General features: G+C 65.7%; 13 protein-coding genes. 1 reads left to right on the top strand and 12 read right to left on the bottom strand.

All coding sequences use genetic code 11. The annotated features are described in order from the left end of the window. Positions 1 to 59: 59 nt before the first annotated feature. From FGL15_RS04125 to FGL15_RS04110, 4 genes are all read right to left on the bottom strand, one after another. Positions 60 to 1,130, bottom strand: coding sequence for an acyltransferase (locus FGL15_RS04125; RefSeq protein ID WP_255467754.1), 1,071 nt, complete (start codon positions 1,128 to 1,130; stop codon positions 60 to 62). A gap of 126 nt (positions 1,131 to 1,256) precedes the next feature. Continuing rightward, on the bottom strand, positions 1,257 to 2,483 hold the full coding sequence (locus FGL15_RS04120; RefSeq protein WP_138945065.1) for a lipopolysaccharide biosynthesis protein: 1,227 nt from the start codon (positions 2,481 to 2,483) through the stop codon (positions 1,257 to 1,259). Between the two features lie 22 nt (positions 2,484 to 2,505). Continuing rightward, complete coding sequence (locus tag FGL15_RS04115) at positions 2,506 to 3,732, bottom strand: hypothetical protein (protein ID WP_138945064.1); 1,227 nt, start codon at positions 3,730 to 3,732, stop codon at positions 2,506 to 2,508. A gap of 32 nt (positions 3,733 to 3,764) precedes the next feature. Next, positions 3,765 to 4,835, bottom strand: coding sequence for a glycosyltransferase family 4 protein (locus FGL15_RS04110; protein WP_138945063.1), 1,071 nt, complete (start codon positions 4,833 to 4,835; stop codon positions 3,765 to 3,767). A gap of 265 nt (positions 4,836 to 5,100) precedes the next feature. Here FGL15_RS04110 and FGL15_RS04105 point away from each other — a divergent pair, with 265 nt between their 5' ends. Further along, a complete protein-coding gene (locus FGL15_RS04105) occupies positions 5,101 to 6,360 on the top strand; it encodes an O-antigen ligase (protein WP_138945062.1) in 1,260 nt (419 codons plus the stop codon). 3 nt (positions 6,361 to 6,363) lie between these two features. Here the strand turns inward: FGL15_RS04105 and FGL15_RS04100 are convergent, their stop codons facing one another. The 8 genes from FGL15_RS04100 to FGL15_RS04065 all read right to left on the bottom strand — a co-directional run bounded on the left by FGL15_RS04100 (position 6,364) and on the right by FGL15_RS04065 (position 15,139). Beyond that, positions 6,364 to 7,458, bottom strand: a complete 1,095-nt coding sequence (locus tag FGL15_RS04100; RefSeq protein ID WP_240773927.1) for a glycosyltransferase — start codon at positions 7,456 to 7,458, stop codon at positions 6,364 to 6,366. Continuing rightward, the gene (locus tag FGL15_RS04095) at positions 7,455 to 8,351 is read right to left on the bottom strand and encodes a glycosyltransferase family 2 protein (protein WP_138945060.1); all 897 of its coding nucleotides are present in this window, start codon (positions 8,349 to 8,351) and stop codon (positions 7,455 to 7,457) included. Before FGL15_RS04095 ends, FGL15_RS04100 begins: the two co-directional genes overlap by 4 nt. After that, the gene (locus tag FGL15_RS04090; RefSeq protein ID WP_138945059.1) at positions 8,351 to 9,301 is read right to left on the bottom strand and encodes a glycosyltransferase family 1 protein; all 951 of its coding nucleotides are present in this window, start codon (positions 9,299 to 9,301) and stop codon (positions 8,351 to 8,353) included. Before FGL15_RS04090 ends, FGL15_RS04095 begins: the two co-directional genes overlap by 1 nt. Next, positions 9,298 to 10,443: a glycosyltransferase gene (locus tag FGL15_RS04085; protein ID WP_138945058.1), complete on the bottom strand. Its 1,146-nt coding sequence runs from the start codon at positions 10,441 to 10,443 to the stop codon at positions 9,298 to 9,300. The genes FGL15_RS04090 and FGL15_RS04085 overlap by 4 nt, the downstream gene beginning before the upstream one ends. Then, the gene (locus tag FGL15_RS04080; RefSeq protein WP_138945057.1) at positions 10,443 to 11,951 is read right to left on the bottom strand and encodes a sugar transferase; all 1,509 of its coding nucleotides are present in this window, start codon (positions 11,949 to 11,951) and stop codon (positions 10,443 to 10,445) included. Before FGL15_RS04080 ends, FGL15_RS04085 begins: the two co-directional genes overlap by 1 nt. Before the next feature lie 205 nt (positions 11,952 to 12,156). Beyond that, the gene (locus FGL15_RS04075) at positions 12,157 to 13,164 is read right to left on the bottom strand and encodes a hypothetical protein (protein WP_138945056.1); all 1,008 of its coding nucleotides are present in this window, start codon (positions 13,162 to 13,164) and stop codon (positions 12,157 to 12,159) included. Then, positions 13,161 to 13,760, bottom strand: coding sequence for a low molecular weight phosphatase family protein (locus FGL15_RS04070; RefSeq protein ID WP_138945055.1), 600 nt, complete (start codon positions 13,758 to 13,760; stop codon positions 13,161 to 13,163). Before FGL15_RS04070 ends, FGL15_RS04075 begins: the two co-directional genes overlap by 4 nt. Then, positions 13,757 to 15,139, bottom strand: coding sequence for a polysaccharide biosynthesis tyrosine autokinase (locus FGL15_RS04065; protein ID WP_138945054.1), 1,383 nt, complete (start codon positions 15,137 to 15,139; stop codon positions 13,757 to 13,759). The genes FGL15_RS04070 and FGL15_RS04065 overlap by 4 nt, the downstream gene beginning before the upstream one ends. Positions 15,140 to 15,237 lie beyond the last annotated feature (98 nt).

Below are 15,237 nucleotides of genomic sequence, written 5' to 3'. Positions count from 1 at the left end.
GGGTCTGGGACGTTTCCCCCGACCGCACACGAGTTCGTGCCTCCTGATGCGGGTCGTCGCTAGGTTGTGACAGCGGTAGCACGCGGTTTCAGGCGCTGATGGAAGCGTCGCTGCAGCGGCTGCTCAACAAGCTTCCATGAGAGCGCAGCGGCGACGTACGTGCCGAGCAGGCAGAGCACAAAGATCAGCGTCGTGTTACTCAAGGCCGCTCGAAGAAGCTCCACGACCGGGTAGTGCCAGAGATACATCCCGTACGAGATCTGACCCGTGTATTCGAAGGGACGCCATGACAGCGCCCGGGCAACGCGGCTGCTCTGGTGAGTGACGAGGTACCCGATGATCGATACCGTCGCGAGGGCTACGAACGGTAGTCCGACGGTGTAGTACAGGCGTGCACCATCTGCTGAGTCTGCGCTTGCGAATTCCGGGACGACGACACAAATAACGATCAAGAACAGGGCCGCTGGTGCCGCCAGGAACGCGGACGCTTTTTTGATCGCCTGGCCCCCGCCGGCTTGGAAACCGATCGCGAGTAGGACGCCGGCCAGCAGCATGTCCACGCGAAAATCGGTGCCAAACGTACGATATAAATTCGTTCCGTCGAAAATCACGAAGCGGTTGATCGTCGCCCCGATCGCGATCGCTGCAGCTGTGATCCCGATTATCCGCAGTGAGTGCCTGAAGCGGAAGCAAAGCAGGACCACGAGCGGCCACACCAGATAGAACTGCTCTTCTACTGACAACGACCACAGCGGCCCGAACCAGCCGAGAAAGGCCGAGTTGGTCCCAACGACCATCCAGTTTGCGAAGTAAAACAGCACCGCAGGCGTCGCCACCGCCGATTGATTCAGGTAATCGTTGGAAGTGAACGGCGCGATTAGAAGAGCGAATCCGTTGACGCAGACAACGAGGAGGATCAAGGCAGGCATGAGACGGAGGAGTCTTCGGAGCCAGAACAGGCCGAGAGCGATCCGACCGTTCTTCTTCTGTTCTTGTATTAGGAGGTAGGTGATCAGAAATCCACTGATCCCGAAGAATATATCCACTCCCACGCCGCCACCGGGTAGCCAAGGTACATGTGCATGCGCGGCGATTACTGCGATTACCGCAAATGCGCGAAGTCCGTCAATGCCATGAAAGCGGCTGTTGATTTTTGTGATGTTCCCCCTGAGTGTGCGCTCAGTGTAGCGGGTAAATGGATCACGTCATCGATTTTCTGAAATTACCTTCTATTTGGCAGTTCTTAGCTACTTTGCTCAGATCGTCAGATTCGTATTGTGCGGCGGTCGCTTCAGGAGGAAGAGGCAGAACGCCTGCACCGCGATACCGACGAGCTCCGCACAGAGACCGCCGAGCTGCGCGCCCGGTGCGCCGAGCGGGCCCGTGAGGGCGAACGTGGTCGCCACACCGGCGATGGCCGCTAGGACGTTCGCCAGGGCGATCCAATTGGCCCGACCCTCAGCGACGAGCGACAGTCCGAACCCTCGCGAAGCACAGATCGCGAACAGGATCGCGCCACCGAGGACGGCGACCTGCCAGACGATGTCGATCGTTCCCGAGAAGACCAGGTTCGCGACGAACGGGACGAGAACCGCGAACCCGATGCCGGAGATGGCACCGAGAGCGGCATTCATGAGGAGCGACTGTCGGCTGCGTTTGACGCGCCCATCCTCGGGAGCGCTACCGACCCAGCTCTGCAGACGGCTGGGAACACCGCCGAGGATCGCGAGGGCCATCCGCATGAGCCGGTCGACGGCCGCGAACACCGCCACCGCAGAAGGATTCACCAACCCCACGATCGCGATCGGCAGCGAGGTGTAGACCACGCTCACCGCGCGTCCGCCGGTGAGTGGGAGCTGCTGCTTGATGATCGCCCCGCCGCTCGTGAATGCCGAGAGTCGCGGCAGGACTCGCTGACCGAACCGAAGCGCGACTGCAACCTGGGTGAAGATGACCGCGACGAGGGTGCCGATCCCGTAGACGAGCAACGGCGCACCGGCGAGGAGAAGCCCGGCCACCCCCGCCATGATCAGCAACCGCGGGATGCCTTCGAACGCCAGGATGGCAAGGGGCCGGTTCGCCCCCACGAGGAACCAGCCCGGGCTGAGGCAGGTCGCCACGGAGGCGGCAGCCAGGACCGCGGCGGCAGGCTTGTAGTCGGTGGCGATGACTGCGGCAGCGACCGCCGCGACCGGAGCGCCGACCAGCGTTGCAAGGAGCTTGGTCGCCAACGCCGATTGATACAGCGAGGCGCGCTCAGCCGTCTGCGCTCTCGCAACCCGTTGTGGGCCGAGCACGCTCCACCCGAGCTCGCAGATGGTCGCGCCGGCCAGACCGAGCGACTGCGCGACGGCGACCGCAGCGAAGCCGGTGCTCCCGTATTGAGCCGTCAACGCCGGGTAGACCAGCAGCGGAGTGGCCGCTCCGAGGCCCGGGATGAGCAGGTACAAGAGGAGGTTCGAGGCTTGGCGCAGTCTTCTCATCAGATGTGGGTACGCATCCTGATCAGGCGACGAGCGCGCTGGCGTGCTTCACGACGTCGGTCAGCGGTGCGCCGAGTTTCGTGATGAACGTGGAGTCGAATCCGGCAGGTTCGCTTGATCGGGCCATCTCGATGGCGTCGTTCAGACGCTGTCCGAGGAGCGTGGGATCAGGTTCGGCGGTGAGCAGTCGCGGATGCAGCGCAGCTCTGGTGCCGGCCAGTTCGTTCGTCACGGTGATGCCACCGGAAACGACCGAATCGAGGGGTGGGTGAGACGGGTGGGGGCTGTGCTGCAGTGAGAACATCACATCCGTGTTCGAGAGCAACTCGAAGTATCCCTGCCAGGACAACTTCCCGCGCGACGCAAGCGTGGCGGTGCCTGACAGCGCGATGGTCGCGTGCGATTCTCCGACGGACGAATAGGAGACGCCACCACCCGCCGGCGATGTGGCGGAGAGCTTCAAGGCGGAGATTCCGATCGCGAAGAGGTTGCGAGGCTTGTTTGGTCTTCCGTAAAACATCACGGACGGCTGTGCGGCCTTCCGCCGATTCGCGGCGGATTCCTCGAGGCGTCCGAGGTCGAGGCTCGGTGCGAACACCAGTGCTGGATCGACATCGAGCTGCTCTGCATCCCGGAGGTACGCAGCGAGTGGTTCGGAGTTCACCACCATGCGGAAACCGGCGTGATAGGTGGCTCGAGCGAGCGCAAATTCCGTCGACCACGGATAGAAGCCAGGCTCGTAGTCCTGAGCGAGGTAGATGACGCGGTCCGGTCGGATCACGTTGAGCCGAGCAGCGACGTCGAGCGGGTGGACCGTGGTCCAATGCGTGCCGATCCACAGTTCGTCCGCGCTGACGGCCAGACCGGTGAGCGCTGACACGTGGAGGACCTCGGCCTCGGCCCAGCGCGAGAGTCCGAACTCATCCCGCAGGAATTCCCGGATGCTGGCGGACGCCCGTGGGTTGGGCTCATCCCACAGCGAGAAGATACGGAGTGGCAGCTCGAGCGAGTTCGCCACACCGACACTGACCTCCAGCGCCGTGCGGATCCCGGCGAAGATGGCTTCGGCCTTGATCTCGGGCACGATCAGCGAGACACGAGACCGGACCTGGTCGCTTGGTCGGACCGATGCGACCGCCAGGCTCATCGGGTTGAGGCCTGCGAAGGCGTTGGCTCCCGGCACCCGAGTGGACGCTTCGATGAAGCCCCGCTCAACTCGATCCCGCTTCGCCTTGCGTCTGGCTCGCATTGCGAGTGTTCGCGCCTGGTTGATGACAGCGTTCACTTGGTACCCGTCTCCTGCGAGAACCGACGAACGGCGCCCTCGCATATCTCCCGAAATGCGTCTTGGTGGGCTTCGACCGTGAACAACGCGAGGGCTCGTTCCCTCGCCTCTTGTCCCAACGACGTCCGTGTGCCCGGAGACGCCACCTCGCCGAGCGCCGAAGCGAGCGCCGAGACAGACGACGGTTCCACCGTCAGGCCGCCGGATCCCACTGCCCACGTCATGGGTTCGATGTCGCTCACGATGACCGCGCGACCGGCGAGCATGGCGTCCATCAACTTCGCCGGAAGCTGACCGTGGGCGTATCCGTCGTCTTTGCTCGGGATCACCACGATGTCCGCGTTCTCGACCAGGGCGAGGCCCTCATCGAATGAGGTCATTCCGACCCACTGCTCCCAGGGCCGGGCGTCCTCGGGCGCTTCGTCGGTGAGCTTGAGCGTGATGCCGAGATCCTGACGGTTCGCGACCGCCTCACGCAGGATATCGACGCCCTTGTGCTTCCGATTCGTTCCGACGAATGCGATGGAGGGCTTGGAGCTGGTGTGCGGTGCGCCGAAGCCCCGGTCGTCGCGAACATGGGGAACGACGGGCCCGCCGTAAATGGCTTGGAGGACCGGATTGCTGACGATGGTGTCCGCCTGCAGAGCGAGCCGCTTCAGCTCCGTGTTCTTGCGCACGGCGTTGAACTTCAGGATGCCCTTCGCGAAGCGGCGCAGCGGGCGCCGCCACGACAGCGCGGCTTCGAGATCCGGGTCGTCGACATCGAGGAGCAGTGGCCGTTGTGCGGCGCGCGCGAGTCGTCTTGCGCGCCCGAAGGACGTCTCCACCGGTTTGACTGCGAGGACCAGATCGGCAGCCTCGACCGCCGCAACGAGTTCGGGATCATCCTCGTCGACCGCGCGGCAGTTCGCGGCGAAGTCCCCGCCGCGCAGTGGACCCCAGATTTCGCCGCCACGTGGCGCGAACACCTCGGTCTCCCAGCTGTTGGCCCGCATCAGCAGCCAGAGGCAGTAGGCGCGACCGAGCGAGTTCGAAGTGATGTCGGGGGTGAAGATCGCGATTTTCACCCGCACGACCTCCGCCAGTTACGGAGATCGGGGTGGACAGGCCGACGCATGGACAGGGCCTCTCTGGAACACATTCCTACACGGGCTCAAACGATCGGACCGACGGTATCGCCATGAGCGTTCCCTGTGCTCCGTTTGCGGGTCATCAAACAGTACCAATCGCGCGGCTGGTGCATCGGCGACGTAACGCAGATTTCACACTCCGCGATGTTTCCGCGTCTGGTTGTGACGTATCCTGGATCGACGTCAGGATGGGGACCGATTCGTGCACGCGGTGACAGTGAAGCCACAGCGGCCGCGCATCTTCGTCTGGCTGTTGGGGGTTGCGCTCCTTTTTCTGATTGTCGCGCGATCGTCGCTCATGCCTGAGTCGATTGCGTTCATCACGCCGGTGATCGTCGCTGTCGCTCTGATCCTCGCCCTCGTGAGCTTTGGGGGTGGGCTGCGCATTCCCCTGAGTATGCTCGGGGTGCTGGCGCTGACCATCATCCTGGTTGTCTCCACCGGTGCACGCGAGGGAACCTCTGACACTGTCAAAGCGCTCGGCATCGGACTGATGTGGAGTAGCGCCCTGCTCTGCGGCATGGCTATGGATGCGAATGTTCGCCGTTTCCTGGTGAGATTCCTGCTTGTCGTGGCGACAGTCGAGACGGGTGTTGCCGTCCTCGAGACGCTGGTGGGGTTGGAAGCGATCCGCGGGAGCGTGGCCGGCACCACGAGTGATGTTTACATCGTCCGTGCGAACACAATCCTCGGGGATTGGACAAATCGCGCACAGGGGACCCTCGGATACCCGATCCCGCTGGCGCACTTCTTATCGATTGCCTGGATTCTGACAGCCGTTTCCGATGCCATTCGAGGCCGTTGGCGATGGGTGTTGCTCGTCTGGCTCACGCTCGGGATCCTGCTCACCGGGACGCGGACCGCCTTGGTCGCAGTCGCGGTCGGCCTGGTCGTGGCCGTACTCGTTCGCAGCCGCAGGCGCGTGATTCCAGTCTTCATCGTCATCGTTGCGGCGTTCGGGGGAGCCGGTTTCCTGGCGAATTATCTGGCGCAAGCCGATGAATCGAACGACGCCTCGTTCACTCACCGGTTCGGGGTGATACAGGCGGCCCAGCAGTTGTTCGGTCGTGACATCGCGTATGTGCTGTTCGGATCCGGCGTCAACTCTCAGGGGTCTCTGTTTGGCGGTGTGATCTTCCAGGACGGTGTAACTGGGGCGATCGACAACACCTACCTGACGATGTTCATCTGTGCAGGCTTGCTGGGCTTCATCATCTTCATCGGTTTCTTTGTGACGGCATTCATCGCGGCATCAGCCCCCACCCGCGCGGTTCTCGCGATCTTCGGCGTGTTCTTCTTCTCCTACGACGCAGTCTGGTGGCACCTGATCGCCACGCTGTTCTGGATCACGATCGGGATGGCGTTCGCCGAGCGTCGCGACCGAAGGTTGAATGCTGTTGAGGACACAACCGAGACCAGTCCGAGCCGGGTTACAGCCGTGGTATCAGGCCCTCGCCGTTAGACCTCACGCGAACAACCACTGATCAGCCGCCAATCGACCATCAACAGCGGGAAGTGTTCGCAGGACTTCAACCCGTGGACGCCGGGTCCGGAGTACGCCGGTGATGGCGTCGGCTAGTTCGTCCTTCGTCGCACTCGGAGAGATCACGCTGTGTCCCTGTTGGATCAGCCAGTCTGCAATGCCGGTTTCCGTGCTGGCGACGATCTCGGTGCCGACGCTGAGGCCCTCGACGATCGGCAGGCCGATCTGCTCTTTCCAGTTGGTGAAGGGTTGCGACAGCAGGACGGCGACGTCCGCATGGCGCTGCGCCTCGAAGATGACGTCGCGGGTGGGGTCGATGATGACCGTCGTACGCGGTGCGGTCTCCGCCCAGGTGAGCACCTCCGCTTCAAGCGGCCCCTTGCCGAGGATCAGCAGTTCGGCGCTCGGCGAGGCAGCCAACATCTCCGACCAGCTGTCCATGAGCTGCCGGATGCCCTTCCGCTCGTCGAGCGCACCCACGAACAGCACCTTCGATGCCGGCCCATCGCTGTCGACGGTGAGAGCGGACGGGTGGGCCGTCGGCAGGCCCCAGATCAAGGTCGTCTCCGGGGGACGACGCTTCATCCGGGCGCCAAGGAGGGCTTCGTAGTTCGTCTCCGCGTCGGCAGTGCCGAAGACGACCCGAGTCAGCGATCGGTAGCAGAATCCAACCGTCAGACGCAGCAGGGCCCGGGTGACGGCGACTGGGAGATGCGTGCTCGCAGCGACCTTCCGCGGCAGGTCGGCGTTCTCGATCGCGTAGGTCACGAGCTGCGTCGGCTGCCGATGGAACAGTCGGCCGATTCGCGCTGCCGCCGAGAGAACCAGGTTCTGCGGCAGTGCGCTCGGAGCGTACGGTTCGACGATTTCCAGCCTCGAGTAGGTGCCCTTGAGGACCAGCGCCGCGATGCGCACGAATGAGGTCTGTTCGACCTGGACCCCTGCAGGAGCTCGCGTCATGTCGAAGTCGTACATCGGCTTCTGATAGAAGAAGTCGCCCGGGGCGCTGTCGTGCAGCCGCTCGAGGTGCGTCGTTCGCGCGCCGCGGTAGTACCGGGCAATGGGTTTCTGGGTCATCGGGGCCAAGCGTCCTTCGTCACACGTTCGAAAGCAGGCTGTTCCGTCTGGCGCAGGCCGTCTCGATACGCCAGCCAGAGGTCACCAGCAAAACGGAATCGACCTGCGGCGACGCGTTTGCCCACACGCAGCGTCGCGCGGATGACGGATGCCAGGAGGAAGTGCCGCTGACGCGCAGCGACACGGCCGAGTCCATACGCCGAGTAGAGCTGGACCCGGTCACCGGCGATGCTGTGCGACGACGAGACCGCATGAGCGACGGTCGCGTCGGGTGCGATCGCAATCCCGAAACCTGCGGCACGGGCGCGGTAGCCGAATTCCACGTCCTCCCAGTACATGAAGAAGGTCTCGTCCAGCAGGCCGACTGTCTCCAACAGCCGTCGGGAGACCAGGACACACGCCCAGGTCACGAAGTCGGGGCTCGTCGACCCCGCCGTCTCGTCGATCCGCAATGGGAACCCGATGGCCGGGCCGAGCGCCTGGAGTGACCCGTCCTCGTTGAGGATTGCCGGACCGACGATCCCCACACTCGCATCGCGTTCGAACGTCGCCAGCATCGCGGACAACGCTCCCTCGTGCAGCCGAGCGTCGTTGTTGATGACGAGCACGAAGTCCGCGCCGGCCTCGAGGGCGTAGCGCAGACCGACATTGACTCCGGCGGAGAAGCCGCCGTTCTCCGACCGTTCGAGCAGGACGTGATCCGGAGCGTCCGACGTGTCGAGCGCTTGCCGAAGCGTGCCGTCAGCCTCGTTGTCGACGATGACGGTCTGCTTCAGACCGCCGTCCTGTGCGAGCGAGGCGATGCACGCAGTCGTGTTCGCGGCGTCGCGCCAGTTCAGGACGACCGCGGCAATCGACGGTTGGGGCGAGGAGACCGCTTCAGGACGATCCATCAACGCTCTCGCAACACGTTCGAGACGATCTCGGCCGTCCGGTCCCAGCTGTAGGTCGCCGCAGGAGCCGTGGCACGGGGCCGCTCAGTGAGGGCGGCGCGCAGAGCGTCGGCCCAGGCCAGGTCGTCGTGCGCGTCACCGACCGGGAATCCTTGTCCGCTCGAGATCTCCGCGATCGACTCGCAGCCCTCCCAGAAGATCACCGGGGTCCCGCACGCGATGCTTTCGACGGCAGGCAGCCCGAAACCTTCGACCAGCGACGGGAAGGCGGTGGCCACCGCGCCCCGGTAGAGGTCCGCGAGCTCCGGATCGGAGAGTCCGCTCCGCACCTCTACGCGGTCGGCAACCCCGAGCTCGGCGGCCCGACGCTCGGCACCCTCGCGGTCGTTCATGACGACGACGAGCTTCACTTCGGGAACACGAGCCAAGGCTCGGAAGACCACGTCGACGTTCTTGTGCGCCCGCAGGTTACCGACGTAGAGGAAATAGGGCTCGGAGACGTGAGTAACCGGGGTCTCGCCCGGGTGGAACGCCTCCGACAGTCCGTTGCCGGCGTTGACGACCTGGACGCGATCGTCCCTGACCCACTCCTCGATCGCGCGCTTCGACGTCTCTGACACGGTGAGCACCAGGCGATTCCGACGAATGATCGGGCGCAGGACAGCCGAATAGTGAGCAAGGTACACGGCACGACGGTTCGTCGTCGGATGCAGATGGATCAGGTCGTGGACGGTCACGACCTGTGGCGAGCGCGCGAGGAAGCCGTTGTAGCCGGGGGAGTAGATCGTCTCCCCGCCGGGTGTCCGGCGCACGCGGAGGAAGTCCTGCGGATCGGACGGCTTGCCGCCCACCTCGAGTGGCGACCAATCGACGCTCAACCGCGAGAGCACTTCGGACGCATAACGACCGATGCCGTGGACGCCGCTCCACCTGGTGTCGGCAAGGATCATGAGGCCAGGGTCCGATCGGTTCCGTCAGTGCGGGCGGAATGACCGACCCAGTCGGTGAGCTTGGTGGCGAAGGCGGACGAACCGAACAGGGCGTTGACGCGCTCCTGAGCCGGTGCCATGTCGACGAGGAGGGCGCGCTCGACCGCCTCGCGCAGCGTCGCGTCGTCGAGCGCATCGACGACGACACCGCCGTCGATGGCGAGCACGCTCTCGGACGCGCCACCTTCGGAGAGCACGAGCGCGGGCGTACCGAGTGCCATCGCCTCGACGGGCATGATGCCGAAGTCCTCCACGGCTGCGAACACCAGGAGCGATGCCGCCTGGTAGAGCGCGAAGAGCAGCTCGTCGCTCGGCCTCGTCATGATGATGACCGGCACCGTCGCTGCGTCTGCGAGTGCTTGCAGCTCGGCGTGCTGCGGCCCAGCGCCCGCGAGCACGACCGGCAGACCGGCGAGTTCACCAGCGCGGATGGCGACGTCGAGTCGTTTGTAGTCGACGAAGCGGGAGGCGCCGAGGATGTACTCGGACGGCAGCGTCGAGAACAGGTAGGCGTCCTCGGTGCTCAGACGGTCCGCCCAGGACGGCACGCTCTGGAGGTACTCGACGCGGACCGGTGGGTGGATGACCTCGGCTTCGACGCCCCACGAGCGTTCCATCCGCTGGCGGATGTAGTCGCTGTTGGCAGCGAACGTCGCGCCGTCCTGCGCACGCTTCCGGTCGATCCGTCGGAGTGTGGGGGCGAGTGCGCGGGCAGCGAGGTTGCCGCCTCGGACGTCCAGCTCGGGAGCCCAGAGGTATCGGGCAGGCGTGTGGACGTACACGAACCGCTGCGGTCCGTCGGCAGGCTGTCGCCCGCCGGCGTGATGCGCGAACGCATGCGAGCTGATGAGGACGAAGTCGGCGGCGGAGACGTCGGTCCTGGCCCAGGTGGTCGGCATGAACGGCAGCGCGGCCGCCTTGCTCTTGCGGAGTGGTGTCCGCGCGATCCACGACTCGCTCACGGTGTGGCCGGGGAAGCGGTCGGGTGCGTTGCTCCACAGGCAGTGGATGTCGGCGTCGGGATAGGCGGCGGCCATCGCATCGACGACGTTCTCGGAGCCGCCGTGGCGCTCGATCCACTCGTGGATGATGAGCCCAGCCATCAGTGGGCTTCTTTGCCTGGAGCCACGACGGCCCGGATCGTCCGCCAGAGGATGACGACGTCGCCCATGAGCGACCAGTTCTCGACGTAGTACAGATCCAGACGGATGGCGTCCTCCCAGCTGAGGGCCGAGCGGCCGCTGACCTGCCAGAGCCCGGTCATGCCGGGTTGGACGATGAGGCGGCGCTTGGCGGCGGAGTCGTAGAGTGCGACCTCGCCCTCACGCTGCGGGCGCGGACCGACGAGGCTCATGTCGCCGCGGAAGACGTTGAAGAGCTGGGGGAATTCGTCGAGCGAGAACTTCCGCAGGGTGGCGCCGACGCGCGTCAGGCGCGGGTCGTTCTGCACCTTGAACAGTGGGCGATCGCTCGTGCCCTGTTGGGCCAGCAACGCGGCCAGTTCGGCGTCGGCGTTGACGCGCATGGAGCGGAACTTGAGCATGTTGAACGGCTCACCGTTGAGCCCGACCCGCTCCTGGCGGTAGAGCACCGGTCCGGGGCTGGTGAGCTTCACGAGCAGGGCGACGATGAGCAGGATCGGTGACGCGACGATCAGGATCGCACCGGAACCGAGGATGTCGAAGAACCGCTTCGAGAACCGCTTCCGGCCCTCGTAACGCGGGGTCTCCACATGGATGAGTGGCAGACCGGCCACCGGCCGCGTGTGGATGCGCGGGCCTCCGATGTCGGTGAGGCTCGGAGCGACGATGAGGTGCTGGCGGCCCGGCTCGAGACTCCAGCTGAGCTGCCGGACCCGTACTGGCGTGAGTTCATCGGAACTCGTGATGATCACCGTGTCCGCACCCGTCGCCTCGAGTGCCTGCAGCACAGTGTCGACGGTGCCGGACACCGGGATCGTGGTCGATCCGAGCGTGCCGCCGACCTTGCCCGTCGGAACGCAAGCGCCGACGACGCGGTATCCGGAATCCGTCGATCGACCCAGCTCGGCGGCGATGTGCTCCGCGGAGTCGGCTGATCCGACGAGCAGGACGAGCGAGGAGTACTTGCCCCGGGCTCGCTGGACCGACAGCCACTGCCGCCACATCCAGCGCGACAGGAGGAGCACGAGGATGCCGAGCGGGAACGCGAGGAGGAAGTACCCGCGGGCGAGGTCGAGTTTGAAGAGAAAGGCGACGATGGCTACGAGGCCGAAGAGGCGGATGCTCGCGTCGGCGATGAGCTTGTACTCGGTATTGCCGCTCCCGACGATGCGAGCTTCACGGGTACCGAACACCCGGAGGACGATCATCCATGCGCCGATCAAGACCAGCGAGATCACGGTGTAGTTCACGGCCACCCGCGCCGCGTCGAACCCCACCGAGGTCGTCTCCTGGTCGAAGTCGAACCACACCAGCTGCGTTCCGAAGACCACCCAGATGAGCACCAGCGCATCCGTCAGTGCGAGACGGTTCGCGTACACGCGTCGCCAGTCGCGCACGACGACGGCAGGTGGGGCGGGGGCAGTGCTCGCGGGCGTCGTTGGCAGCGGCACGGAAGGCTGCGACAGCATGCGGTCTCCGTGGTGAAACACGTAATTACTACTGATGACGAGGGGTGAAGGCGGCGGTTCGATACGCGACTGTATCGGTGTTGTTGACACTAGCGGTGGAGATGCCCCACATCTGTCCCCTTTTTGGCGGTTGTAACCCATTTGGGCCGCAATCGCGACAACTGTAGGGAAAACCCTACTGTGCGCCAGATGTTTGGCCAGCGCCTCAGGCTGGGACCGCTCCCCACGAGACCCCGCCGTCGGGCGAGCTGAAGAGCAGATCGTCCACCCAGAGCCAACTGACCCCTTCGGCTGAGGTGAGCGCGGCCGGGGCGGTGAGGTCCGCCGCTGCGACGCACCCGACACTCTCCGGCGCGGACGTGGCGGTCAAGGTCGTACCGGGCACGCGGAGGACGCCGAGGCCCGCGCAACCGGTGACTCCACGGGCGGCGAACAGGATCTGTTCCGACTGCAGCTCCACGGCATGGATGCCGGCGAATGGGATCGCCGTCCACGAGCCGTTCGTCGCATCCCACTCGGCGAGGACGGCCGAGCAGGCCGTCACCGTGCGAGTCGCGTCTGCCGCGAGCGCCTCGATGACCGGGCATGGCGCAACCACCGGCTGCCCTGTCATGACGACCGTGGTCGAGCCGTCGGGCGCGACCGGTGTCTGGTAGGCGATGGTCGAAAGCAGCTCGGGCGTGGACGCCCAGGTGTCACCGGCATCGGTCGATGAGTACCCGCCGACCGTGCACTCCGGCCCGGCTGAACCGACGAGTTGCACCTCGTCCTCGCTCGTCGCCGTGAGGGCGTAGACGATGCGGAGGTCGAAGGTTTCGACGGTCGGAATCGCCGCCCACGTGACGCCCGCGTCGGCGCTGCGCTCGACGACGGCGGGAGCCTCGCAGGTCCCTTGCGTCGCGCGCCAGAGGACCGTGGCGCTCCCCGCAGCGATGAACCGGTCGGTCGGCTCGGCTGCGGCAGGCTCCTCGGTCGCCTCCGGTGCCGCGGAGGTCGAGGGTGTCCCGCCGAAGGTGGGAATCGGTCGCTGTGTCGCGTCGTCCGCGCTGCGGCCGTTGGCCGTGAGCGCGAGCCCGACGAGGATGACGTCGGCGACGAGGAAGAGCGCCAATCCGATGAGCGCCAAGGTCCGGCGTCGGGAGCCGAGGCGATCCCAGAAGGTCTCCTTGCGATCGCCCGCGCGATACGTCGACCTGCTCTGCTTCGGTGTCACGCTCGGTCGCCCGCCTGAGCGAGTCGATCCGCGATGACGGAGACGTGATCATGGATCTGGTCGCCGACCCGCGCGTAGGTGGCCGCGCTCCGGCGGTAGGGGTCTTCGATGTCGTCGTCCTCCGGGTCCTCCGGCGGCGGAACGGAGCCACGCTGCGCGGCGACTTCATCGACGAGCGTCCACGGGTCGGAGACGGCGGGGGCCTCCGCGACGAGCCTCGCGAACTGCGGCACCGTGAACGTGACGCGGGAGGCTCGGGGGAGAAGCCGTGCCACGACGCTGCGGTGTTCGCGGGTCGCCGTCAGTATCAAGTCGGCATCGGCCACGAGGTCGCGGTCGAGCGGTGTGGGGACGTGGCCTTCCGGTGAGCCACCGAAGCGGCGCGACTGCTCGACGACCTCATGAGGCATCTCGAGGCCCTGGCCGACGCCCGTCCCCGCGCTCGACACGGCGATCGGCCGGCCACCCGCGGTGACGCCGGCGGCCGCGAGCCGCGCGGTGAGGATCTGCGCACCGAGCGCCGAGCGGCAGATGTTCCCCGTGCAGACGAAGAGGACCGAGAACGGCCGATCGTGGGTTCCGGAGGAACCGGTCACTTCTTCACGTCCTCGGCGTAGCCGTAGCCGGCGCCGTAGCCGTACCGGGCGTACCCGTAGGCGTCGGGGCCCTTGGTCGGCACCATGGTCATGACGAGGCCAGCGACCGACGCGTTCACGTGCGTCAATGATTCCAGCGCACCCTTGAGCTGGTTCTTGTGGGTTCGACCGGCTGCGACGACGACGAGCGCACCGCCGGTGTGACGGGCGAGGAGCGCACCGTCGGTGACCGGCAGGAGCGGCGGCGCATCGATGAGGACGTAGTCGAACTGTTGCTCGAGGCCGCGGATCAGCTTCTGCATCGTCACCGATCCGAGGAGCTCGCTGGGGTTCGGGGGGACGGCGCCGGCCGGGAGAACCTGCAACAGGCCGCGGCCCCACGGCTGCATCGTGTCGTCGAGCGTGGCCCGACGGATGAGGACGTCACTGAGGCCGACCGCGCCCTCGATGTCGAAGTAGTTCGCGAGCTTCGGTCGCCGCAGGTCGGCGTCGATGAGGACGACCTTGTGCCCGGCGTCGGCGAGTGCGATCGCCAGGTTCGCCGCCGTCGTGCTCTTGCCCTCGCTCTGGATCGAGGACGTGATGACGTAGCTGCGTGGCTGGTCGGTCACGTCGAGGAACTGCAGGTTCGTCCGGAGGCTGCGGAACGACTCGGCGCGCGGGCTCTTCGGATCGGCCTGCACGATGAGCGGACGCTGTTTCGCCTTCGGGTCCCAGGCAATGCCGCCCATGAGCGGGATGTCCGTGACGCCCTCGACGTCGCGCTCGTTGCGGATGCGTGTGTCGAGCGTCTCCTTCAGCACGGCGAACCCGACGCCGATCGCGAGACCCACGAGGAGACCGAGGGCGATGTTGAGCGGGACGTTCGGGCTCACCGGCGTGTACGGGACGTCAGCCTCCTGCACACGGGTGAGCTTCACCGGGCTCGATGCTCCGTTCTCAGGGGTTTCGATCTTCGCGACCACACCGGTGAGGCTCTGGGCGGTCGTGTTCGCGATCTCCGCCGCGAGCACCGGGTCCGGGCTCACCGCCGTGATCTCGATCAGTGTCGTGTCGAGCGGCGCGGATGCCGAGACCTGCTGTGACAGCTGCCCCGCGGTGATGTTGAGCTCGAGCGTCGCGATGACCGGCAGGAGGACGATCGGCGTCTGAACGAGGTCGGCGTAGGTCTTGACCCGTTGCTGGGTGAACGCGTTCCCCTGGGCCAGTTCCTGCACGTTGTCGCTCGACTGCGTCGAGACGAAGACCTTGGCCGACGAGCTGTACTCGGGCGTCTTGACGAGCGAGTAGGTCGCCGCCAGTGCCACCCCGAGCAGGGAGAGCGCGACGATCAGCACCCAGTACTTGCGAAGGACACGGAGATAGTCACGAAGCTCCACGCGGTGGCGTCCGATCAGTCAGAGGGGAGAGCATGGCACCTCGGATCGAGGCGGCCCCGAAGAGGGGTTGTGAGCCATGGTGCCACAAACCGTCAGCT

It is taken from the genome of Plantibacter sp. M259 (assembly GCF_006065115.1).
Taxonomy (GTDB): Bacteria; Actinomycetota; Actinomycetes; order Actinomycetales; family Microbacteriaceae; genus Plantibacter; species Plantibacter auratus.
The sequence above is the reverse complement of the archived record's forward strand: the minus strand, read 5'-3'. Positions and strand labels throughout refer to the sequence as shown.